The 22,519-nt window shown below is 28.5% G+C and carries 28 protein-coding genes; 8 read left to right on the top strand and 20 right to left on the bottom strand.

Annotation, left to right across the window (positions count from 1 at the left end; genetic code table 11):
• Positions 1–5 precede the first annotated feature (5 nt).
• The gene (locus B3Z56_RS04435) at positions 6–350 is read left to right on the top strand and encodes a hypothetical protein (RefSeq protein WP_346849040.1); all 345 of its coding nucleotides are present in this window, start codon (positions 6–8) and stop codon (positions 348–350) included.
• A 176-nt stretch (positions 351–526) separates the two neighbouring features.
• Positions 527–1,279, top strand: coding sequence for a 4,5-DOPA dioxygenase extradiol (gene ygiD / locus B3Z56_RS04430; protein ID WP_346849041.1), 753 nt, complete (start codon positions 527–529; stop codon positions 1,277–1,279).
• Between the two features lie 92 nt (positions 1,280–1,371).
• Here ygiD and B3Z56_RS04425 read toward each other — a convergent pair whose 3' ends face one another.
• The 6 genes from B3Z56_RS04425 to mntA form a co-directional block, all read right to left on the bottom strand.
• Positions 1,372–1,704, bottom strand: coding sequence for a PadR family transcriptional regulator (locus B3Z56_RS04425; protein ID WP_035131768.1), 333 nt, complete (start codon positions 1,702–1,704; stop codon positions 1,372–1,374).
• A gap of 12 nt (positions 1,705–1,716) precedes the next feature.
• On the bottom strand, positions 1,717–2,397 hold the full coding sequence (locus B3Z56_RS04420; protein WP_346849042.1) for a DUF1048 domain-containing protein: 681 nt from the start codon (positions 2,395–2,397) through the stop codon (positions 1,717–1,719).
• 208 nt (positions 2,398–2,605) lie between these two features.
• Entirely contained in the window at positions 2,606–6,022 is a 3,417-nt protein-coding gene (locus tag B3Z56_RS04415) for a collagenase (RefSeq protein WP_346877929.1), read from the bottom strand.
• Between the two features lie 278 nt (positions 6,023–6,300).
• A complete protein-coding gene (locus B3Z56_RS04410; protein WP_346849044.1) occupies positions 6,301–6,942 on the bottom strand; it encodes a lactate utilization protein in 642 nt (213 codons plus the stop codon).
• A gap of 92 nt (positions 6,943–7,034) precedes the next feature.
• A complete protein-coding gene (locus B3Z56_RS04405) occupies positions 7,035–7,493 on the bottom strand; it encodes a HepT-like ribonuclease domain-containing protein (RefSeq protein WP_346878316.1) in 459 nt (152 codons plus the stop codon).
• Complete coding sequence (gene mntA / locus B3Z56_RS04400; protein WP_346849045.1) at positions 7,447–7,866, bottom strand: type VII toxin-antitoxin system MntA family adenylyltransferase antitoxin; 420 nt, start codon at positions 7,864–7,866, stop codon at positions 7,447–7,449. The genes B3Z56_RS04405 and mntA overlap by 47 nt, the downstream gene beginning before the upstream one ends.
• 489 nt (positions 7,867–8,355) lie before the next feature.
• Between mntA and B3Z56_RS04395 the strand changes: the two genes are divergently transcribed.
• The gene (locus B3Z56_RS04395) at positions 8,356–8,520 is read left to right on the top strand and encodes a hypothetical protein (protein WP_167402990.1); all 165 of its coding nucleotides are present in this window, start codon (positions 8,356–8,358) and stop codon (positions 8,518–8,520) included.
• A 76-nt stretch (positions 8,521–8,596) separates the two neighbouring features.
• Here the strand turns inward: B3Z56_RS04395 and B3Z56_RS04390 are convergent, their stop codons facing one another.
• The 5 genes from B3Z56_RS04390 to B3Z56_RS04370 form a co-directional block, all read right to left on the bottom strand.
• Positions 8,597–9,634 carry an MBL fold metallo-hydrolase gene (locus B3Z56_RS04390; protein WP_346877930.1) on the bottom strand — a complete coding sequence of 346 codons (1,038 nt, stop codon included), beginning with the start codon at positions 9,632–9,634 and terminating at the stop codon, positions 8,597–8,599.
• A 95-nt stretch (positions 9,635–9,729) separates the two neighbouring features.
• Positions 9,730–10,038 (bottom strand): nucleoside triphosphate pyrophosphohydrolase, encoded by a 309-nt coding sequence (locus tag B3Z56_RS04385; RefSeq protein WP_346849047.1) that lies wholly within the window; start codon positions 10,036–10,038, stop codon positions 9,730–9,732.
• A gap of 6 nt (positions 10,039–10,044) precedes the next feature.
• On the bottom strand, positions 10,045–10,584 hold the full coding sequence (locus B3Z56_RS04380) for a nitroreductase family protein (protein ID WP_346849048.1): 540 nt from the start codon (positions 10,582–10,584) through the stop codon (positions 10,045–10,047).
• A 167-nt stretch (positions 10,585–10,751) separates the two neighbouring features.
• Positions 10,752–12,056: a branched-chain amino acid transport system II carrier protein gene (gene brnQ, locus B3Z56_RS04375; protein WP_346877931.1), complete on the bottom strand. Its 1,305-nt coding sequence runs from the start codon at positions 12,054–12,056 to the stop codon at positions 10,752–10,754.
• A gap of 185 nt (positions 12,057–12,241) precedes the next feature.
• Positions 12,242–12,724 (bottom strand): deoxycytidylate deaminase, encoded by a 483-nt coding sequence (locus B3Z56_RS04370; RefSeq protein WP_035131756.1) that lies wholly within the window; start codon positions 12,722–12,724, stop codon positions 12,242–12,244.
• A 201-nt stretch (positions 12,725–12,925) separates the two neighbouring features.
• On the opposite strand from B3Z56_RS04370, the gene B3Z56_RS04365 reads away from it, so the two are divergent.
• The 5 genes from B3Z56_RS04365 to B3Z56_RS04345 all read left to right on the top strand — a co-directional run bounded on the left by B3Z56_RS04365 (position 12,926) and on the right by B3Z56_RS04345 (position 16,153).
• Complete coding sequence (locus tag B3Z56_RS04365; protein ID WP_346849050.1) at positions 12,926–13,513, top strand: restriction endonuclease; 588 nt, start codon at positions 12,926–12,928, stop codon at positions 13,511–13,513.
• A 155-nt stretch (positions 13,514–13,668) separates the two neighbouring features.
• On the top strand, positions 13,669–13,860 hold the full coding sequence (locus tag B3Z56_RS04360; RefSeq protein ID WP_346849051.1) for a ferredoxin: 192 nt from the start codon (positions 13,669–13,671) through the stop codon (positions 13,858–13,860).
• 252 nt (positions 13,861–14,112) lie between these two features.
• Positions 14,113–14,313, top strand: coding sequence for an EscE/YscE/SsaE family type III secretion system needle protein co-chaperone (locus B3Z56_RS04355; RefSeq protein WP_035131749.1), 201 nt, complete (start codon positions 14,113–14,115; stop codon positions 14,311–14,313).
• A 284-nt stretch (positions 14,314–14,597) separates the two neighbouring features.
• Positions 14,598–15,668 carry a uroporphyrinogen decarboxylase family protein gene (locus B3Z56_RS04350; RefSeq protein ID WP_346877932.1) on the top strand — a complete coding sequence of 357 codons (1,071 nt, stop codon included), beginning with the start codon at positions 14,598–14,600 and terminating at the stop codon, positions 15,666–15,668.
• A gap of 284 nt (positions 15,669–15,952) precedes the next feature.
• Positions 15,953–16,153: a hypothetical protein gene (locus B3Z56_RS04345; RefSeq protein WP_035131744.1), complete on the top strand. Its 201-nt coding sequence runs from the start codon at positions 15,953–15,955 to the stop codon at positions 16,151–16,153.
• A gap of 116 nt (positions 16,154–16,269) precedes the next feature.
• Here B3Z56_RS04345 and B3Z56_RS04340 read toward each other — a convergent pair whose 3' ends face one another.
• The 9 genes from B3Z56_RS04340 to B3Z56_RS04300 all read right to left on the bottom strand — a co-directional run bounded on the left by B3Z56_RS04340 (position 16,270) and on the right by B3Z56_RS04300 (position 22,465).
• Positions 16,270–16,800: a DUF3888 domain-containing protein gene (locus B3Z56_RS04340; protein WP_346849053.1), complete on the bottom strand. Its 531-nt coding sequence runs from the start codon at positions 16,798–16,800 to the stop codon at positions 16,270–16,272.
• A gap of 195 nt (positions 16,801–16,995) precedes the next feature.
• Positions 16,996–17,607, bottom strand: a complete 612-nt coding sequence (locus tag B3Z56_RS04335; RefSeq protein ID WP_346878315.1) for a DUF1048 domain-containing protein — start codon at positions 17,605–17,607, stop codon at positions 16,996–16,998.
• Entirely contained in the window at positions 17,600–17,932 is a 333-nt protein-coding gene (locus tag B3Z56_RS04330; protein WP_346849055.1) for a PadR family transcriptional regulator, read from the bottom strand. The genes B3Z56_RS04335 and B3Z56_RS04330 overlap by 8 nt, the downstream gene beginning before the upstream one ends.
• A 205-nt stretch (positions 17,933–18,137) precedes the next feature.
• A complete protein-coding gene (locus tag B3Z56_RS04325) occupies positions 18,138–18,992 on the bottom strand; it encodes an RNA methyltransferase (protein WP_346878314.1) in 855 nt (284 codons plus the stop codon).
• Positions 18,993–19,193: 201 nt separating this feature from the next.
• Complete coding sequence (locus B3Z56_RS04320) at positions 19,194–19,481, bottom strand: CD3324 family protein (protein WP_150843961.1); 288 nt, start codon at positions 19,479–19,481, stop codon at positions 19,194–19,196.
• Positions 19,482–19,755: 274 nt separating this feature from the next.
• Positions 19,756–20,505 carry a DUF5694 domain-containing protein gene (locus B3Z56_RS04315; RefSeq protein WP_346878313.1) on the bottom strand — a complete coding sequence of 250 codons (750 nt, stop codon included), beginning with the start codon at positions 20,503–20,505 and terminating at the stop codon, positions 19,756–19,758.
• A 135-nt stretch (positions 20,506–20,640) separates the two neighbouring features.
• Positions 20,641–21,114, bottom strand: a complete 474-nt coding sequence (locus B3Z56_RS04310) for a hypothetical protein (RefSeq protein ID WP_346877937.1) — start codon at positions 21,112–21,114, stop codon at positions 20,641–20,643.
• Between the two features lie 189 nt (positions 21,115–21,303).
• Complete coding sequence (locus B3Z56_RS04305; RefSeq protein ID WP_346849059.1) at positions 21,304–21,750, bottom strand: hypothetical protein; 447 nt, start codon at positions 21,748–21,750, stop codon at positions 21,304–21,306.
• Between the two features lie 49 nt (positions 21,751–21,799).
• The gene (locus B3Z56_RS04300; RefSeq protein ID WP_346878312.1) at positions 21,800–22,465 is read right to left on the bottom strand and encodes a Type 1 glutamine amidotransferase-like domain-containing protein; all 666 of its coding nucleotides are present in this window, start codon (positions 22,463–22,465) and stop codon (positions 21,800–21,802) included.
• Positions 22,466–22,519: the final 54 nt, after the last annotated feature.

Here is a 22,519-nt window from a genome sequence, read left to right as displayed (position 1 = left end):
TTTAAATGTATAAAGTAGAAGTTAATAATGCTAAGAAGGTCTTATTTATCACTGTAGGAGGATTTTTTCAAGAGGAGGATGGCAAAAATTTCTTAAATGATTATAATAATGCTGTAAAGTCTATAACTCCATCAAGCTTTACTCTTGCACTTGAAAGTTCAGAATTATCAACATCAAAAGCAGAAATGATTCCAATTCTTGAGAACTGCATTAAAATGTATAAAGCTACTGGGTTCAAAAATATAGTTTCAACACCACCAAGCTCAGCTATTGCTGCAATGCAATTAAAAAGATTATTAAGTTCATTAAATGTAGATATTGAATTTGTATCAGATTTATCTAAATTATAAAATACATATCTTAATTTTAAATAAGTGGTAAATAGCTTATCGACATGATTAGTTATTTGCCACTTATCTCTTGTATATTATAAATTTTAAGCAAAATAGTTATTAAATATATTTCACCTTATTTTTTGATATAATAAAATTAAGTTATATAATAAAGTATATTAAGGAGTGATATTATGAAATTCCCAATGGGTTTTATAGGGCATGGTTCACCAATGAATATCATAACTGACAATAGCTACACAAAAAGTATTTATAATATCTGTGAGACTCTACCTACACCAAAGGCAATAATGGTGGTTACTGCTCACTGGATGTCAGACGGTGCCACTGCAGTTACTACATCCCAAAATCCAGAACTTATATATGATTTTTATGGTTTTCCAAATGAATTATATGAAATAAAATATCCATGTCCAGGTTTTCCTGAAATCAGTAGAATGCTTGAAAATCTTGACATAAAGCCTATTAATACATATGGTCTTGACCATGGAGTTTGGTCAGTCTTAAAACATATGTATCCAAAGGCTGATGTTCCTGTAGTAGCCCTTAGTATTGATATGGCACAACCTGCTATATATCATTACGAAATGGGTAAAAAATTAAAATTTTTAAGAGAGCATGATATTTTAGTATTAGGCAGTGGAAACATTGTCCATAATTTATACTTAGCAGATATGAATTATGATACTACTCCATATCAATGGGCTATTGATTTTGAAAATGAAGTAGTAACAAATCTAAAATCAAGAAACTTTGAATCTCTAATTGAATATGGAGATAAAAAAAATAACGCCATTCCTACTAAGGATCACTATTTACCATTACTATATATACTTGGCATGGTGGATAAAAGTGATACAATAGAAATACTCTATAAAGGTATTCAAAATAAATCTATATCAATGTTAAGCTTTTTATTCAAATAATAGTTTAACATTACCGCCTCCAAAGTATACTAATATATAAGGATTTTATGGTTATATAAATTATTGAATATATTTAAATATTAAGAAATATATTACTGAATATTCCCTTTAATTATATCATTTATATTTTTACTCATATATTCCCAAGTATCCACAAAATCCTTTAGTTCTTCACGGCCTTTATCTGTTAAACTATAATATTTCCTAGCAGGGCCAAGGGGAGACTCCTTCATTTTTGACGATATAAAACCATTCTTTTGCAGGCGTGTATACAGTGGATATAAAGTTCCTTCAGAAATATCAGTAAAACCATTATCCTTTAATATTCTAGCAATGTCATATCCATAAATCTCATCTTTTAAATCTATAATTTTAAGAACACAGCCCTCTAAACTTCCCTTTAATAACTGTGATTTATTATTCATGGTTCCCTCCTTCTATTGATTTTTATTTTCAAAGAAATACTGTATCAAATAAATAGTTATAAGTATGCCCATGAATATTAAATAGTTAACTTCAAAAAGTACCTTTGTTAAAAACAGTTTAGTTAATACAAATATAGCTGTTATAATGCAAAAGCCTATCCATAATAAAAATGTTATCTTTCTATCTTTCTTTTTATCCTCTCCATTAAAAATATTATACATATATTGTATTTTAGATAATAAATAATTAGTTAATATAATTACAATTATAGTATTAACTAACATTGAAACTGTAACTGAAACTGTAAAAAGTGTTGTTTTATTTACCCAACTATCAATTAATTGTCCTACAAACATCTCAAACACGCCAGTAAAAATAATCAATATTATTGGTAGCTTAGAAACCTTCCAGTACACTTTTTCTAGCACTGAGTACCCTTCTATTGTTTCTGATATAAACTCATCACAAAAGGAATTTATATCACTATTTCCTAGTACTTCTTCTACGTCAATTCCTCTTTCCTCAGCTTGTAAAAATAAATCTAAACAATGGTGTATAAACTCCTCAGCATCATGATCATTAATATTTGAAAACCGTATTTTAAATAATATATTTTCAAACTTTTCCTCATTTTCTTTACTTAGTTTATTAATAAACTTATTAACCTCTTTTATATACTGTTTTGTTTTCATAAACTGCCCCTCCAAAACTTATTTCCAGTACTATTTATCACAAGGTATATTGTAATGCATAATAGTCCTTTTCTATATTGTATTGCATGGTAGTATTTTTGTCAATAAAAAAGCTTCAACTACATTTTAAATCTTACATTGTAGTTGAAACTTTATTATTTATCAAGTATAAAAAACTATAAATTTAGTTATAACTATTAAACTTACGCTATCTTTGTCTTATACCATCAACTTTAATAGTATAGTCAACACTGCTAGAGTTATTTAAAGAGTATAGTTTAATAAAATATTTACCAGGTACAGCCTTAAAGCTTCCACTAGTTCCATCTACTTCACTATTCTGACTCCAGCATACATAATTATTTAAGTTATCTGATTTACACACTATCCAAGTGTATCCTTGCTGAGTACTTCCAACCTTTATATTTACATTAGATGCAGTATCTACATCAAAGTAAAAAACGTCAGTGTCTCCACCTGTAGGTAGTTTTCCTTTTGCATCAATGTTGTTGTATATAGCTACATTTCCAGATTCAAAGCTATTATTTGGTTCTACTTCTGTAATATTACTTGGCACTTCTGGGTCATTATTATAGGACTTTATACCATTGATATTTATACTATAGTTTCCATTTTCTATAGCTTCATCTGTTGAGTATAGTTTAATATAATACTTTCCTGGAGTAGCACTAAAGCTTCCTTTACTTATATCTCCTTCAGTGTATTGCTTCCAACAGACGTAATTGTCTAAGTCATTCTCCTTAGAAACTATCCAAGTTATTTTAGATGAATTTCCTGTAATCTTTATATCAACTTCACCAGCATTATCTACTTCAAAAGCAAATGTATCCTCATCATTAGCATTTTGTATAGTACCAGTTACATCTTTATTATTAGCTATAAAGTAATTAGCCTGATTATAATCATTATTGGGTTCTACTTCTGAAGTTATTCCATTTTCTCCAGATGTTTTGCTAGCTTTAATATTAAATGTTGTTTCTCCAATGGCACCTTTGTTATCCGTAACTTTAAGGGTAACAACATAATTTCCTTCTTTATTATAAGAGTGAGTTGGATTTTTAGTTGAACTCGTAGATCCATCTCCAAAATCCCAATCATATGCTACTATAAATCCATCTGAATCTGCAGATTTATCTGCACTAAATAAAACCGTCTTATTTACTTCTACATTATCTGGAGCATCTATACTTGCAGTAGGAATTTTATTTTCAGGATTTACTGAGCTATCATTTAAAAGTCCTTTAAACACTAAGTTATATTCATATTTACCATTGACAACTTTATAATCAGTAAAATAGCAAGTTACTGTTTCATAGCCTGTCCAACCCTTTAATAATAGGTTTTTAAGCATTTCATTAGCTTTTTGATTCATTTCATTATTATCCTGTAATCTTCCTTTTGAAGTTCCACCTACATACTTACCAGATATCTTAAATGTGTTGAAATCTGCTGAATAAGTTTTATCTTGATTTACACCACTAATTCTACTTATACTTACTATGTCGGAAGAAATTTCTTCTATAGTTCTTTTAGGATGAACCTTTGTATAACTATCTGATACTAATGGAGTTCCTATAGTAGTATCCCCTATTAATTGCTGCATATATTGTTGATATTCTACATTTTTGTTTGAGTCAACCTTTAATTGTGAAATAAAATTTCTGTATGCTTTTATGTCAGTATTAATCACATAATCATTTATTTTATTTAATGATTCCATATCATTATTATACATGTAGCTTACAAGGGCAAAGCCATAATTATAGAATTGCCATCCACTATTGTATCCTGAAGATATAGTTTGACTTAATGTAAATCTGTTGGCTTCTTCCTTTGCAAGTTGATTCACTATAGCTTCTCTTGGTTTTACTCCTTCTGTACGAGTAGATCCAGCAAAGAACTCTGCTGAACCTTCTTCAAACCAAGTCAAATCTTCATTTTCATAAAATGGGCCTTGTCCCCATAAACCAGGAACTAAATATCTACCCTGTAGATAGTGAGTAAATTCATGTCTAAATAGTTCTTCTAAGCTATAAATACTTTCGTGAATTGTTCTTTCGTAAGTGTAAAAAGTTCCTATAGGTTCTATATATATTCCACCATTATCTGTACTAACATTACCTAAATATTGATTCATTTTATACTCTGATGGGGAGTTGAAAATTTTTATAGTTAGAACATTATCTTTATTTCCAGCTTCTAAAACTTTATCACTTCCAATATTTCTAAAGAATTGAGCTTCTACTTCCTTTGCTGCCCAATAAAGTCTTTTTACCTTTTCTTCTGAAACATTAGATCCAACTTGCATTACTATTGAGCCATTATCAAATGTATACTTATTAGGTAGGTACTTGTTGTAGCCCTCTTCTTGAAGTTGGGTATAGTTTATATTTTCTCCACGTGAGTTGATGCCTTTGTATAGATAATCAATTCTTTCTGCTGCTATAAAAAATTTCTCTGAATACTTATTTGAAGTATCCATAACATCAGTTAATAATCCAATTGCCATCTTCTGATTGCTGTGGAACACACCTAGTTCTCCTATTTGATAAATGGCATTATTAACTAACCATTGGTTACCACTACTAGTATTTTTCATCAATGCTATTTCTTTTAATTCATTTATAAAGGTATCAATTTTACCGTAGTAAGGCATTGTTGCAGGATCTTTTCCGTAGGCTGCAGAAGTTAAATCATAGGATATACCTTTAATTACTCCGTAGATAGCATTAGCCTTTGATAAATCAGTGCCATATATCTCTATATTGATTTTATAATCTCTTAATAGTGCTGCTGACTTATTAACTATTTCTACACTGGAAGATGCATTTCCAATTAAAGATCCAAAACTTTCAACTACACCATTTTGAAGTTTATTTCCAAACTTAAAGTTAGGATTGTCAATCATTGAGTTTAATGCTGGTAAGCATAAGTCTTTAAAGTTTCTATCATTTAGATAACTTAATTCAGTATTATAATATCCTAAATAGAACCCTGATCTTAAAACTTCTACTATAGTGGGAATACCATTGTTATTAGTGCCTGTAAAAGTTTTAGCTCTTGTATCTAGAGCCTCTATTATATACTTTACACGAGCTCTATCACCGTAAAATTCTTGTGAATCTGCAGAATACTTAAATAGTCCATCGATATTTCTCCACTCTAAGGATGCAATAGTATTAACCATTTCTTGATAGCTCATCGCTGAAAGTTCTTTTAATGTATAGTTGCGCTGAGCTTCAACTGCTTTTGTATCTACCCTCTTCTCTTCTGAAGGTTTAAGTAAACTGACATCATCTACTTTAGCCTCTGCTAATGTTTTAGCTTGAATAATTTCTTCATTATTTGAAATCCCATTTTTTAATACTCCATATGGTTTTAGCTTTTGTTCTAAATTTTGCTTTAAACTATCCTTATTATTTTCTGCTGCTATATTTATTGGTATCTTGTCCATATCTTCCATAGTCATAGCCATAACTCCAGTCGATGTATTTACCACCATAAATACACTTAAACATGCTAATGAAGCATTTCGCTTAAAATTTTTCCTCCCCATAAATCGGATTAAATTTTCAATTAATGTAATTTTAATCTTTTTATTCATTTTAATACCTCCATTGTAATTTTTTATTTTTTATATAATTATACTACTTTCATGAATAATTGCAATGTTTTTTAATCATTTTTTATATAATTATGAATATTTTTTATATTTTTTCAATATTTCAAAATACTATAATAAATTTATATATAAATATTTTCTATAAACAAAAAAATCCTTACATCAATCTATTACTTGATATAAGGATTTATTAAAGTCTATTATAGTATTGCAGACTAAAAAATTCATGTTCTATACGAACTATACATTATTTAAAATTATCAATAACCTAGTTGTTCTCCCACAATAATTACTTTTATTCTATTTTTAATAAACTGACCTCTTATAATTGTGAAATCATTACATATTCTGTTGGGACTTTTACAATCTACACAATAGCCTAAGGTAGTACATGGAGTATCTTTATTTAACCTCTTGGCATCAATAGGAGCAGCATAATTTCTAACTCTTTTTTCTGCCTCCTCTATGTCCTTTACAATCTTATTTATTCCAGCTACTAGAATAACTTGCTTTGGACCATAAAGTATGGGTGCAACCCTACTTCCATTACCATCAATATTATATAGTTCACCATTCTCTGTTAATGCATTAGTACTACACATGAATGTAGTTGCAGAAAAATTTTTTAGATAAATTTCCCTCTTCTCTTCACTAGTAATATCATCTCTATACTTGTCCCAAAATACATAATCACCTTTGCGTAGAAAATCTATAACTCCTGTTTCAAAAAGTGTCATAGAGTCTCCTACTCCTACTGTGGAATTATCATCTATTAGATTCTTTAAAAGCATTATTAGCTCATTTTTATCTTTAACAAAGAATCCACCCATGTTTCTTCTGTTCAGATTTTTTATAGTTCTATCAATTCTTTTCTCCATATACCATAAAGTATTGTTATCCATCTTAAGTGCTCCTTTCTAAAATAGAATTTTACATTTTAGTTGCTTTTGTAGATTGTGTTTTTTCATAATACTCTCTTTTCTTCTTTCATAATTTATAAATAACTAGCTGCTATTCTAATAATCTTTTTGAATTTACTTTTATATTTCACAATATGATTGAAAAGTTCTTCATGAGTTGGTTCTTTGTATCTATGAGCAATTCTATTTCTAATTAACTTAGATTTTTCTAAGAATTCATAAGTATCCTGATCTAAAATTCCCTCTTCTCTAAATATTTTTAAGCTATCACTTAAGCTTATACCTATCTTAAATCTTTTTATTTCCTTTAGTATAATGGAGCATAAATCCTCAAGTATGGTATGAAAACTAACAAATAACTGCCTTAAACTTGATTTTGCTAACTTTAAGAGTAATCTATCATTGCTAGTTTTAATAATTTCTATACATTCTTCTATATCACTACTACATTCCTTTAAATCCTCAATTATCCTCATAAGTCTTTCTTCATTCATACAAAACATCAACCTTTCTAAAATGAATAAAATTTTCATTTTCTCTATATATCCACTCCACGTCATCGCAAAACTCTTCAAAGACCTCATTATCAGTTGAATATATAATTTCGCAAGAGTTTAGAATACTTATCTTAACAAATATATCTAAAGTTTTACTCTTTAAATCTACAACATCAACTTCTCTTTCTAAAAACTTTTCTAAAAATAATTCTATTTCTAAAATATCATCTAAGGAGAAACTACCTCTTCCTAATACTGCAATATCTACATCTGATTCTTCATTAAACTCTTCAGTTAAAACACTTCCAAATACAACTATATTTATAATGTCAAATTTCTTTATAAAACCAGTAAATTCTTCTGATTTTAACTTATTTAAGATTTCTTCTTTAATTAATTGGTTTGACAATGTGATCACCAACTTTTCTAATATTCATATCTTTATTATATACAACATTTGTAAAATAATAAACCGTATTGTAAAATAAAATACGTTATACTACTTATCACTTTTTTTACTTTATATACACACTCTATTAATATATTTCACAATTACTTAATAGCTTTTAAAATTTATTGTAAATAGTTAATTTAATTAATTTATTTATAGTGTTTTATGTTAAAATAAAACTATAATATTACTTACATTAAAATTTTACGTTTTACATTTTTATTTAATTTTAAACTCTTATGAGATGAATGCTGGTTATGTTTTCGTTTCCATTTCCAGCATTTATCTTATAACCAAAATGTATAGATAATCAACATACCCTAAAAATATATAAGAGTAGTACTAATTTAATTGTGGTACTACTTTTTTTATTTAAGCTTATCTTAACTTTTAGTCATAACTCTGCCTTTCTAAAAATATATTTTTAAAGAAAGGAGCGATGAGAAAATGGGTAAGCAAAGAAGAGGTAAGGTTATTAAGAAAATAGTAGGTTGGAGAGGTACATGCCCTCTATGCGGTAGAAAAAGAGTAAAATTAGTTTGGACTAAGAAATGTGAAGACGGAAAAACTATAAACATCTGTAAAATCTGTTCATCAACAGTAGCTCAATAATTTCAGAACTTAAAAGGATGTTTTGAAATAACCTTATTTCTAAACATCCTTTATATTTATTTTAAAACTCACTCTTTTAACTTTCTTTAATGTATTTAACTATTGCCCAGACTAATCCTTTATTTGATATAACATAATAAATCTTTCCATCTTTATATAACTTATTTATCATTTCAAGCTTTTCAAGATAGACTAAGTGGGACATACACTCCCCTAACGCAAAGAATCTTTGAGTTATTGGGAAGTCTTCCCAGTTTTTAATTGTTATACTCCAGTGCATTCTTCCTGCAATTTCATAAGGGGAAAGTTTTTCTCCATTAGCCAAAATATCCATGATTTCCTCTAACCTAAGATCATAATGATCCTTGAGTTCTCTTATTCTCCTTTTAGTATTCCTTATAATAGCTCTATGAGAAGAAAGTGTTACGTCTATAGGTAGAGATGCAACTCTATCTAAGCTATCAAAGTATTCGTGTAAAGGGTTTTCCATCCATTGCTCAAGGTTATAGGCTATATTTGGAGTTATCTTTGCTAATATTAAATCTCCACCAATTAAAATCCTATGGTTTTCTTCGTATAAGCAGCAATGAGCTGGGGTGTGCCCTGGAGTCAAAATGCATTTAAACTCATACTTTCCTACCTTTAATGTTTCCCCATCCTTAATATCTGTATAAGTTGGCTCAGTGAAACTTTCTTCAAAACCTTCTTGATCTCTTAGAGCTTTTAGTGCTGATACCGCCTCGCCCTTAGGAAATCCCATTGCTTCATTAAATATATTAATTTCTTCCATATAAGTTACTTTTCTTAAATTATATATCTCTTCACTTTCTCTTGGATGAATATAAGCCTTATTATTAGAATTTAAAAGAAATGGTACAAGACCTGTATGGTCATCATGAAGATGAGTTAAAAATATATCCGTATTGTCCATATTTACATTCAATTCTTTTAAACTTTGTCTTAAGCTTTCTAAAGATTTAACCTTGCGAAAGCCTGTATCCACAAGTAGATTTCTTTCATTACCCTTAATTAAATAGGCATTTAGTGCCCTTAAAGGATTATCCGGAAGTTCTACCTCTATTTGATATATATCTTCAAATAATTCTCTTATCATCAGTATCTCCTTATCTTTTGCCTCATTACTAAAAACTATTTATAACATTACGCTCTATAATTTTAATCATACTGACTAAAATATAGCTAATATTTTTACTTAACAGACTTAAGAACAATTCCTTCCTTAAATCCCCCACGCTGCTTTAGCTTCCAATTTCTTTTCTCCACTAATTCCTCTTCAGAATATCCTAAATTATGAGCTAGCCCAAACAGCACTTCCATAATATCCGCTAGCTCCTCTAAATTTTTATCCTTTAGATATTCATTTACCTCTTCTTTTAGCTTATCTTCTAATAAAGAAATCATGTCCTCTTTAGATGCAATTTCTACATCACACTGATTTCCATCTTCAGCTATCACCTGTGGAATCTTATCTCTTACTAATTTATTATATACTTTCATTATCTATTACCACTGCTCATAATGAACTATTTCTTCTAAATTCTTTCTTGGACGAGGACTTGGTGCTTCATCTGGATAACCTAAAGTTAATACTGCAACCACATACTTATCATCAGGAATATTTAAAACTGGTCTAAAGTCCTTCTGTTCAAACCAAGCAATCCAACAAGTTCCCAACCCTAAATCTGTTGCTTCAAGTGCCATATGTTCAATGGCAATAGATGTATCTCTAATAATTTGCTTAACTTCGAATTCCTTACTATATTCATCAATATAAAGGTCATCACACTTAGGTAACCTTGATTTTATATCTGCAACACACACAAGGTGGACAGGTGCACTAACCATCCACTTTTGATTATACGCAGCAGCTGCTATTTTTTCTCTATTTCTCTGCTCCTTAACCACAATAATTTGCCATGGTTGTGTATTACTACCTGATGGTGCTAGTCTTGCACTATGAAGAATTTGTAATAACTTCTCATCTTCCACTTGTTTATCCATATATCTTCTTATGCTTCTACGCTCTTCAATTGCTTTAATCATAACTCTACCTCCAAACTAATTTTTATATTAAATTATGTAGGTATTCTATCTTTAAAATACGCATTTACATGTATCTATTATAACATGTTTGCTACAATTATATAAATCATCCATAACACTTATTGATTGCCTTGTATATCTTTGTAGTATGAAATATAATTTAAATATTATATTTCTGTGTTTGTTTTAATAAAATTCCCCATTATACCTGCCACTATAACTGGAACTATCCAGTTAAAACCTAAATTCGCAAATGGAAGTTTAGTTACTATTGGTACTCCTATTGAACTGCCTATTCCCATATGGTTTAAAACCGTTAATACACTTATAAACAAAGCTGTATATGTTGAAAAAATAAACACATAATTGTTCTTAATTTTTTCTTTAAATAATGTTAATATTACTAATGTAACTGTTGGAGGATAGATAACACTTAATATTGGTGCTGAAAATTTTATTATAGTACTTACTCCAAAATTAGCTACTATACTACTAAACACGCATACGAATATAACTATATCTCTATATTTCCATTTTCCCTTTGATACTTTACTAAAATACTGGGCTGTTGCAGACGTAAGTCCTATTGCTGTTGTAAGACATGCAAGACCTATTATTATTGCTAATAATATCTTTCCTGGTTTTCCAAGTAATATATCTGTTATATGTACTATTAATGCAGTTTGAGATATTTCTCCTAATGGTATGTTTGCATATTGATTTGAAATGGTAGCTCCTAAATAAGTCAACCCACCATAGACTAAAACTAGTCCTATTGAGGCAACAATAGATGCTTTTAAGGTTAATTTTATTTTTTCCTTTATTCCTTTATATCCTTTATTACTTAATGTTGTTATTACAACAGTAGATAATGCTATAGCTCCTAATGCATCCATGGTTTGATAGCCTTGGATTACTCCTTCTGCAAATATACTTTCTACTCTTGGCGCTATACTGATAGAATCAATTGGATTTATTATTCCAACTAATATGAGTAATAGTAGAGTTATGAGAAGCATTGGGGTTAAAAACTGACCTATTATATCAATTACTCTAGATGGTTTTATAGATAAAACCAATGTTATAGAAAAAAATATTATTGAAAATACTACTGGGCTAAATCCTTTGAATATTGGCACAATACCCATTTCATAGGTTGTTGCTGCTGTCCTCGGTATGGCTAAAAGTGGTCCTAAGCATACCATTATAACAGCACCCAAAATTATTGATAATTTTTTACCTACCTTTCCAAAAATTTCACTTACATCTCCATTGCATTTAGCTGCAGCTATAATTGATAGTATAGCTAAGCCTACATCAGCTAAAACAAATCCAAACAATCCACTACTCCAACTTATCCCTGATTCTAGTCCTAAAAATGTTGGAAATATAAGATTTCCTGCTCCAAAAAACATAGCAAATAAAGCAAAACCAATTACTATAGCATCTCTCGTCATATCTTTAGTTTTCATTTAATCTACTCCTTAACAAATTCTGTCTTTAAATATAATTATTTAACCTCTTAGGTATACGTTCAACCAATCTTAAAATGGGACTTTAATTCATTCTAAAATTCAGTTGATATTGCTCATAAATAAAAAAAGATTATCTCAATATAAAAATATGAGACAATCCTTTTAGCTCTAATTTAATAGGTCTATTTTAATTTTATCTCTATCTTGTCTACACTTGGAGTTAATTGAGTTAATTTCACATTAGCCTTTTCAAACATATATTTAGAGGCTTTTATAGAATCTGTTTCAGCATACTTATCACTAAGATAATAAACTTCCTTTATGCCTGATTGAATGATATTTCTAGCACATTCATGGCAAGGGAACAAATTTACATATAGTCTACAGCCTTCTAAAGACTTACCTCTAGCATTTAAAATAGCATTTTGCTCAGCATGCACTACATAAGGATACTTAGTTTCTAAAAATTCTCCATCTCTACTCCAAGGAAAATCTTCATCACTACATCCATTAATAAATCCATTATATCCAATAGAAACTATCCTATTGTTGCAATCAACTATACAAGCTCCAACCTGTGTTGATGGATCCTTACTTCTCATTCCTGATAACAAAGAAATACTCATAAAATAATCATTCCAAGAAATATAATCTTCTCTCTTCATACGTAACCTCCTTGAAGTATTTATTACTATTTTATATTAAAAACCTTCATAATTAAAGATACTTTTCTAAATCTGTTATGGATTTCATATAAAAATATCTGTTTATTGTGCTCATTAATATCACATGGTAAAGCAAAAATCCCAAATATATTGATTAATTTTTTTCTATAATGACAATAATTATTATACGAGGTGATTCTTATGAACAAATATGAAATTTTAGTACTACTTATAGTACTCATAATACTTATAAAGAGCTTTACTCAATTTATTGAGAAAATAAGAGGCTTTAAAGATGAACAACTAAAATTTACTATGAGGATTAAAAAAGAAAATATTAATAGATTAACAGGACTTCAATTTGAAGGCTTCTGTCAATGGCTTTTTCATAATAACCCTGAATATAAGGATATAAAGCTTACACCTCCTAGTAATGATGGTGGAGTTGATTTGATTCTTACAAATTATGACGATGAAAAAATCTATGTTGAATGTAAAAGATATAATTCTAATCCAACTCTAGCCTCTAATGATGAAGATAATGCTTCTGATGAGTTTTTTATAGGAAGAGTTATATGCCAAAAACTTGTTGGTGCTATGATGGCAAACAATATAAAAAAAGGTATTATTCTTACTACAGGCAGTGTGTCCCCTAATGCCCTAGAATACATTGGTAAACTAGAAGACAACAGTGATCTATCTCTTAAAATATATACTATGGATAATATTTTAAAGCTTATTGAAGAACGAGAAAATCAAGATGACTATGAACTCGCCGTAGAGATTTAAAGACTCAACTACTCCTGATATAAATACATAATTATATATATTTACTCTAACATCCATGTACCTATTATTAATTAATTTTCTAATTTTTGCGTATATGAAATCAATTACTGCAAACACTAATCTTGTTAATATATTAAAAACAAGGAGGAGTAAATATGGAAGCAATCGTAAATAAAGATACATGTATAAGTTGTGGAGCTTGTGTTGGTGTCTGCCCTGAGATTTATTCATTCGATGATGATGGTAAAGCTGAAGCTATAGATGGAGATGTTCCTTCTGATCTTGAAGCTGGAGCTGTTGATGGAAGAGATCAATGTCCTGTAGATGCCATAGATATTAAAGAATAATGAGCTAGGCTTACTGCCTAGCTTTTCTTATCTTAATACTTAGTTATGATTATATTATTAGTTTTGATAATAAAATTTAAAAGTATAATTTAAAATTTATAACATACAATAACTTTACTAGTTCATAGTGAATTTCTTTACCTCTTAGTAATAATAATTATCTATTGTACAGAAACTTACTATGACTAAAAATTAAATTAGGTATTAAATTTTATCTTAATATCTGAAAATAAAACTTAGGAGGAAATTGTTATGCAACAAAATCAAGGAAAAAATGCTAAACAACATGTTCAGGATGTACAAAGTAAACTTCAAGATTCAACAAACTGCTTAAATCAAGCATTAAACTCTGTTGAAAAACCACAAAACAGACAAAAAATCCAAAATACTCTTAATTCAGTAGAAAGTGCATTAAATTCAGTAAATAGTACTCTTTCTAACTATCAAGAATAACAAAACACAAGGTTAATCCCAAAACCTTGAGTTCTATATGAATACCAATTAATTTAATAGAGAGACTGAGATATTAAATAAAATAATTAATATCTCAGTCTTTTTCTATATTATATTTCATCATTTTAACAAACAAAATTTATCTTTTTATATTGGTTATATCAATAGATATATATTATATATAGGATAATTCAATTATACATATTCATTTTTGTCTTATATAATTACTTTAGAGTTATGTAACTAATATGTAAAATATATTTTTGTTAGGAGGGAACCTTTAAGTGATTAAAGAAGAAATGACTCCAAAAGAGAGAATGGATGCATTTTCTAGAGGATTAGAAATTGATAGACTAATTTGTATCCCCGACATGGGAGCAACTATGGCGCCATTCATTGGTATAACAACTAAGGATTACTATCATTCTGCACGACTAATGGCAGATTTAGAAATAGCTTTGTTTAAAAAACTTCGTCATGATAGCGTAGGCATATCTACTAGTCTTAGAGGAGTGGCTGAAGCTATGGGAGCCAAGGTATGCTATCCTGATTATGCTATCTCCTATTTACTAGAACCTGCTATTAAATCAATAGATGAAATTGAATCTCTCAAAATAGTAAACCCTCTAAAGGATGGAAAATTACCTATACTACTGGAAGCATTAAAACTTACTAAAGATGCACTTATAAATGATGTAGATGTCAGTGCCTCTATGTCTGGTCCTTTTAGTGTTGCAGCCTCTGTAGTAGGAACTGAAAATTTATTAAAATGGATGATTAAATATCCTAAAAAGGTTCATACTCTTATGGAAATAGTGTCAGAATCTAATAATAGATACATAGAAGAAGTTGCTAAACTGGGTATCTCAATTAGTTTTGCTGATCCAGTCTCATCAACAAGTCTTATAAGTCCAAAGCAATTCAGAGAATTTTCCTTACCTGCTCTTCAAAAAAACATAAATAAAATAAAAGAAAAAACTGGTAGTTACCCTGGTATACACATCTGCGGAAAAAGTAGAGACATTTGGGAAGATGTTGTGAATACTGGAATTTCTAATTTTAGTATTGATAATATAGAAGATATAGAAGAAGCTAAAAATGTGATTGGTGATAAAGTTGTAATAACCGGAAATGTTCCTCCTGTTGATGTTATATATGCTGGAACTAAAGAAGACATTTTTAAGTCAGTAAAACACTGTATTAGAAAAGGTTTCAATTCTCAAAAAGGTTATATTTTAAGCACTGGATGTCAAATTCCAATGCACACTCCAATGAAGAATATTGAAGCCTTTATGGATGCTGGTAAACTATACGGAAAGTATCCAATAGATCTAGAAGAACTAATGAATGATTAATAGAACTTTTTACTGAAACCTTAAGAAATAGATTCTTTAATAATCTATTTCTTAAGGTTTTTTCTTTCATAAGCTAAACTTTCCAAGTATGATTTTAAATTTATGACATATAATAATTTTGATATTCCATAGTGAAATTCTTCTGATAATAATGGTGTTAATAGGACTGTTGTAGATGAAGAAATTTACTATGAACAAAATTTCACTCTTGGATTGAGCTTAAGCTTATTTTCATAATATGCTAGCTCCATACCTTAAAAATAAAGTTTTAGGAGGTAATTGTTATGCACAATAATGAAGGAAAAAGCGCTAAACGCCATCTACGAGATGTACAAATTGAACTTCAAGATTCAAAAACTTGCTTGGATCAAGCATTAAAATCTGTTGAAAAATCACAAAACAGACAAATAATCGAAAATACCCTTAACTCAGTAGAAAGTGCACTACATTCATTAAATAACACACTTTCTAACTATGAAGAATAGTAAAAACTAGTGCTATTGTATTCCACTATTTCCTCTTCGCCAATATCCCTTTTAGGGTATTGGCGAATTTTATTTTACTCTAACTTCACTAGTTATAACAACCTGATGCTAAAATCTTATACAATCTCTGTCATTATATGCTCATAGGTTGGTGGTAAGTCATAACTTTTTATATGTTCAAACTTTTTCACCTTAACCCTTCCGTTACCTTCTACAGTGAAATCAATATTATCAGTTCCTACAAGAATATGAGGTCCTATATAGGGATTTACTTGAAGGCTTATATCAAATACAAAGGAACGATAACCATTTGGTCTAGAAATACTATTTATATATATGGAGTAAGGATCAACTAGTGGCGTTTGAGATAAGTATGTAGAATAATATTTTTCCACCTCAATCTGGATATAAGGCATTAGTAAAGCTAAAAACACATCTTGATACAGTTCTTCTGTGGACTCCTTAGGTGGTTGATGAGGTAAGTCTACGGTTGTAGATACATTCATAAAAATCTTATCACCTTCCATCCTTCCATGTACTTCATCATTTTCTACTCCAAATATTATTTTCTCATTTATATTATACATTAATACCATAACAGCCAATAAAATTTGTCCCTTCTTAATGTACTTTTTAAAATTAATCATTACTTATGCCCTCTTTTCTTTAATTCTCATTCCCTTTATGTATATAGTATGTGTATACTTACAGCCAAGGATACACTACAATAAAAACTCATATTGTAAAAACTTCTTACAGAAACCTATTTAAAAGGTTAAATATTTTGTTATTTGTCTATATAAATAAAGCAGTAGAAAGCTAAAATTCTACTGCTTTATTACTTAATCTAACCTCACCTTTCTATTTCTAAAAGCTTTACCTATGATGTAACTTAATAGCAATATTGCTACTAAAATCATGAATGTGTATAATGAATTAATTTCTACAACAAAATTTGTAATTAAGATAAAGTTTAGAATTGCTCCTGGTATCACAAATAAAATATATAATAATAACACCTTTATTATTTTTTTTGTATTTCCTTTATTTTTTATTATTACTTTCCTTAATCCTATACTAAAAATAAACCTACAAAACAAAAAGTCAACTATAAACATAAAAATTATATTTAAGGTGAATTTCATATGAAATATATAATATAATAATGACATCATTGCTGACATAATTATAGCCCACCTAGTACTTTGATATATATTAAGTATTGTACTACTATTAATATCCTTTGATTTTATTATTTCTTTACAAAATTCTTCAATATTATTACCAATTATACTCTTCACATCAATACCATCATCCTGTGCACTTATTAATAAGTCCTTTACATCCTCACTTACTTCATCCATAAAGTTACCTTCCATACCACTACTTGATAAGTATATTACTATACTGGTGTATGCTTCCTTATATTCATCCCTCAATATGCTATTACTCATCGTCCATCCCCCCTATAATCTTATTTACATTAACATGTAGTTTATTCCAGTATTCTATAAAACCTTCAAGTTCTATACTTCCCATTTCTGATAGTTTATAATATTTTCTATTAACTCCCGCGGATGATTTCCTTCTTTCAGCAATTATTAACTGATTTTTTTCAAGCCTAAGTAATAATGGATAAAGCGTTCCCTCAACAATATCTTCAAATCCACATCCTTTTAATTTTGTTAGTAGTTCATAACCATAGGTCTCTTCCTTTGAAATTATACTTAGTATACATCCTTCAAGAATACCTTTAAGAATTTGAGAATTATTATTCACAGCAACTCCTCCCTTACCTTGTAATACAAAGTATATTATTATTATATTAAAATGTACTTTGCATTGCAAGGTATATTTTAATAAATCCTGCTATTACTTAATACTTACTAAAAATAATCACTAAAAAAAGAAGGTGTAGCCTCTACGACTACGCCCTCTTTCCTACTTATATAATCCATAAAACTATGATTTATTTAAATCATAGTTAGCCAATTCTTTTACCTAAATTCTTTTGAGAAAGGCTTGCTTCATAAACAATCATAGTAGCTGCTACTCCTACATTTAAGGAATCTGCACCTCCAAACATGGGGATTATTATTCTTTCACATTCATATTTATTCCAAATTTCTGAAATTCCATGTATTTCATTTCCTACAATAATAGCAATTCTCCCCTTATAATTAGCATCATAGTAATTGTTACTGGCTTTTAAATCAGTAACAATAATCTTAAATCCGTTACTCTTAAGCCACCTTACAAGTAATTCTATGTCACTACTTACAACTGGCAACATAAAACTAGATCCCATGCTTGACTTTATCAGCTTTTGATTTGTTTTTCTAACTTTACTATTACAAATAATTACTCCATCTCCACCAGCACCATCAACTGACCTTATAATTGTTCCAATATTTCCTGGTTTCTCTAATCCATCAAGTACTACTAACAAATTGTTTTCCTTCAACCTTATATTCCCAAGATTATACTTTGGAAAACTACATAATAGAAAAAATCCTTCTCCACTATCTCTGCTACTCAATCTTTTACACAAATTACTTGATATTAAACATGAATTCTCTGCTATCATAGAAATACTCTTAACCATATCAAAGGTAGATTTGTTTTTAATAAACTCTAGACAAAATACAAAGTTTATTATTCTAATATTACTTTTAATTATCTTTTCATAGGCCCATAATCCCTCTATAACAAATAAATCTTCATCTTCAACCTTTTTATTCTTTATTATTCCATTGATTAGTCTTATTGAATTGTCCTTACTACCAACAAGTTTTAAATGAGAAAATTCTTCACCTAATTCCTCTATATCTAACCCCATTTTAAATATTATTCCTTTCTGTATACCTAATTCAAAAAATTTATTATTTATATTTCACCCCACAAACATAAATATCTTTAATTAAGAATTTCACATGTCAAAATTTATCATCATACTTATTTTAATATACAGAGATCATCAATTAATATATAAAGAACAATTCTATATTATTCTTTGCACATAAAAAGCTACCACTCATTATTAGAGTGATAGCTTTTCATTTCTATTTTTACTATATACAATTTTTTTAATACTATCTATAGAAAGAAAAAATTCTTCTGACAGCTCATCAATGGTATATCCACTTTCATGCTTATTACGTATAACTTCATTTCTATTTTGTATACGCTGCCTGGTTCCTGACTTTTCTCCCCACTTTTTCCGTGTTGTATGTTCAGATGGAATATATACATATTCTCCTTGAATATACTTTTGAATTTCTCTTAATAAATTATCTGGTAAAATTGTTTCAGCCTTTACATATCCCATAAAGCTCAGCTCCTTAAATTTATACTTTAAATTAAGGAAACAAAGCCTGTATAAGTATGAATTTATTTAGTAATGGCGACTAGATATTTACCTCTGTGCAATTGTCGCCTTAAGCCATACTTACAGACTTTGCACAGAGTATTTTGAGTTGTTCTTTCTTAGCTAATTGAAATCTCATATTTACTACCCCCAATAAACCTTATTTTCTATATAATACCAAACACTGTAGAAATCATCAATTAATTTTCTAAATTATAAATCTAGATATCTAGATTTATAGATAATCCAAGGTATCTACTAATTCAAAATCATTATACTCTGATACAAAATCCTGAAGTATTTTGCAATGCCCAGCTCCATAAATAACCAAAACTCTATCTCCAGATTCAACTATATCTTGTAGATTTCCAAAAATATAAAGATTTCTCCTATACCATTCTGTAAGCATGTCCACTCCATAATATTTACCTCCAGCTCCTATTTGAGCCATATCTAAATATAAATCACTATGCTCCTTTGCAATACGCGTAGGATCATTAAGATGCTTTAGGATTTCAATAACTGTACTATTCTTCATAATTTCATTTTCACTTATATTACATTCCTTTATTTCATTCATAAACTTCTCATAGAACTTTGGACAATTCTTTTCAGCATATTCAAAAACCTGCTCCGGTAAATCTACTGGATAGTCTATAGGATAAATTTTATTATGTTTTAATATTTGTCCTAACCTAAACCCTAATTGAACAATTTCATTTCTATGACTTATTATTTTGTTAGATGAATTATAATTATTTATACAATACTCGGAATAAGCCTTATTTAATTCCTCTTCTTTTCCTCGATTTGCTTCAACAGCAATTTTATTTGGTTTAAATTGCATTAGCTTTTCTATCACTACCTTAATTTCTTTTTGTTTTTTTTCAGTAGTCATATCTTCACATTGAGTTTTAATTAAATGTTCTCCACCATTTGCAAAATGATAAGTTCCTAATATAAGTATCTTGGCTTTTTTCTCCATAAATACGCCCCCTTTTTCTATATAATACCAAATATTGTAAAAATCATCAATTAATTCTCTAAATTACATTGAAACTCAAGAATACTATGACTTATTTTTATTGGTTAAGTTCAAAATATAATGCTTATATAATTTTTAATTACCATTAATATCAAAATAAGAAGCGTACCCACCATCATAAATAATTACATAATAGTAATCATCCTTTTTGCTATCTTCGTCCAATATAAAACTTTTATGCTCTAATAATTTACTATCAATTTTACCATCACTTATAACTCCAACCTCTATAGTTGGAGGATTATCTTTCTCTTCTATAGTATGAAAATCTCTTGATTTATAGTAGTTTTCTATATTTTCGGTATCCAATTCAGATTTTAATACTATAACAGTAGCAAAATCTAATCCATTACCATTACCATTTAATTTACCATATACAGAATCTTTATCAATTAACTGGGTATTATTTGGCAATTTACAATTATATAATTGCTTTGAAAACTTATATAACTTTATATTATTACTAATTGGAAATACTATCCAAGGCAATATTGTAATTGCTACTATTATAATTACTAATACTATAAATAATTTTTTAACCATCCTCATATCAGCTAATCTCCCATTATATATTTAAAGCTATAAATGTTATTAACAATTATTTCATTATCCAAAACATATACTTATTTACTCTTCTTATGTGATATATTTATGCCCTGCATAATACAAATAACAATTCCACTAAATTATTAATTTATCTCCTAATCAAACTCAATTATAATTATAGGAACAAATGGATTAAGCTGAAGTTATTCTATTTCTTTTTTGAAATATATACACTATCATTAAAACAAGTAATGAGATTAATAATATGTGTAAAATTATATGGTATAAATCAGGTATCAATATACTATCAGATTGTGGAATAATATGGTATGTGTTAGCAAAGAATTTATTATACCCACTTAATTTCCTCTCAGTTACACCAAAAATTGTGTAATTCCAATGTGAAAAATATTGAACTATAACCCAAACCGTAAGAAATACTGATAATACATATTTACCTTGTTTTTCTTTTAAGAAAAATAGCATAGAACAAACAACAAAAATTATCCACCAAGTAGTATCAAAACTCAGTATGCCTGGGCTTTCAACTAAGCAAGAATTTCCTATAGAAAACCCTGTAATATCCAACGTAAACCAAAACAGTAAACTAACCAATAATATATTTATAATTCTCTTCATAACTCCCCCATCTACACAATCAACTTTTTTAATTTTGAAAAAAGTTAAACTATTTCCTACTAAATATTTGTGTATCTCCAAGTAATGTAATTGCATTATTATCAACAATTATCCCACCAGTATCTTTAATTGCATATACAGTATCTGTTCTTTCATTTAATACCTTATTTATATAATTTTTTTCTATTTCTGTATCTTCATAATGAACTTCAATATCAAAGTCTCTAATCAAATTTAATCCTCTATTATATGAGAATGTATCATAATCTTTATCAGGAGTAATATGGTAATCTGCTATCTGAATTATTGCTCCAGCACTAATACCTATAATTACTCCTACAAAACTTTCAATCTCATTTATTAAATCAAACTCCTTTAAGCGATACATCATTTTATCAGGTAACCCTCCGGTAAAAAATATTATGTCACTGTTTCTTACTTTCTTTTTTGCACTTTCTTCTGTATCTTTAAAATAATTTATCCAGTCTATATTTTCTTCCCTAATTTCATAACTTAAAAATGGTAGAACAATAGTGTTATAATACTTTCCTTTATATTTACTATAGGCACTCTGCCACTCCATATCATTGCTTATATTTTCACCGAAAGAAAATGGAATTACCAAAACCTTATCATTACACTTTATATATTTTTCCATCGTATCTTTTGCCCAATTTTCATGGAAATTATATAAACTAAATAATATATTAACCATTAATATTCTTCCTCTCTTCATAATTCACAAAGTAATAATAGTTCCAATTATTAT

The sequence above is a fragment of the Clostridium sp. UBA7791 genome (assembly GCF_002480755.1).
Taxonomy (GTDB): Bacteria; Bacillota; Clostridia; order Clostridiales; family Clostridiaceae; genus Clostridium_J; species Clostridium_J sulfidigenes.
This window is presented reverse-complemented; position numbering and strand designations above follow the sequence as displayed.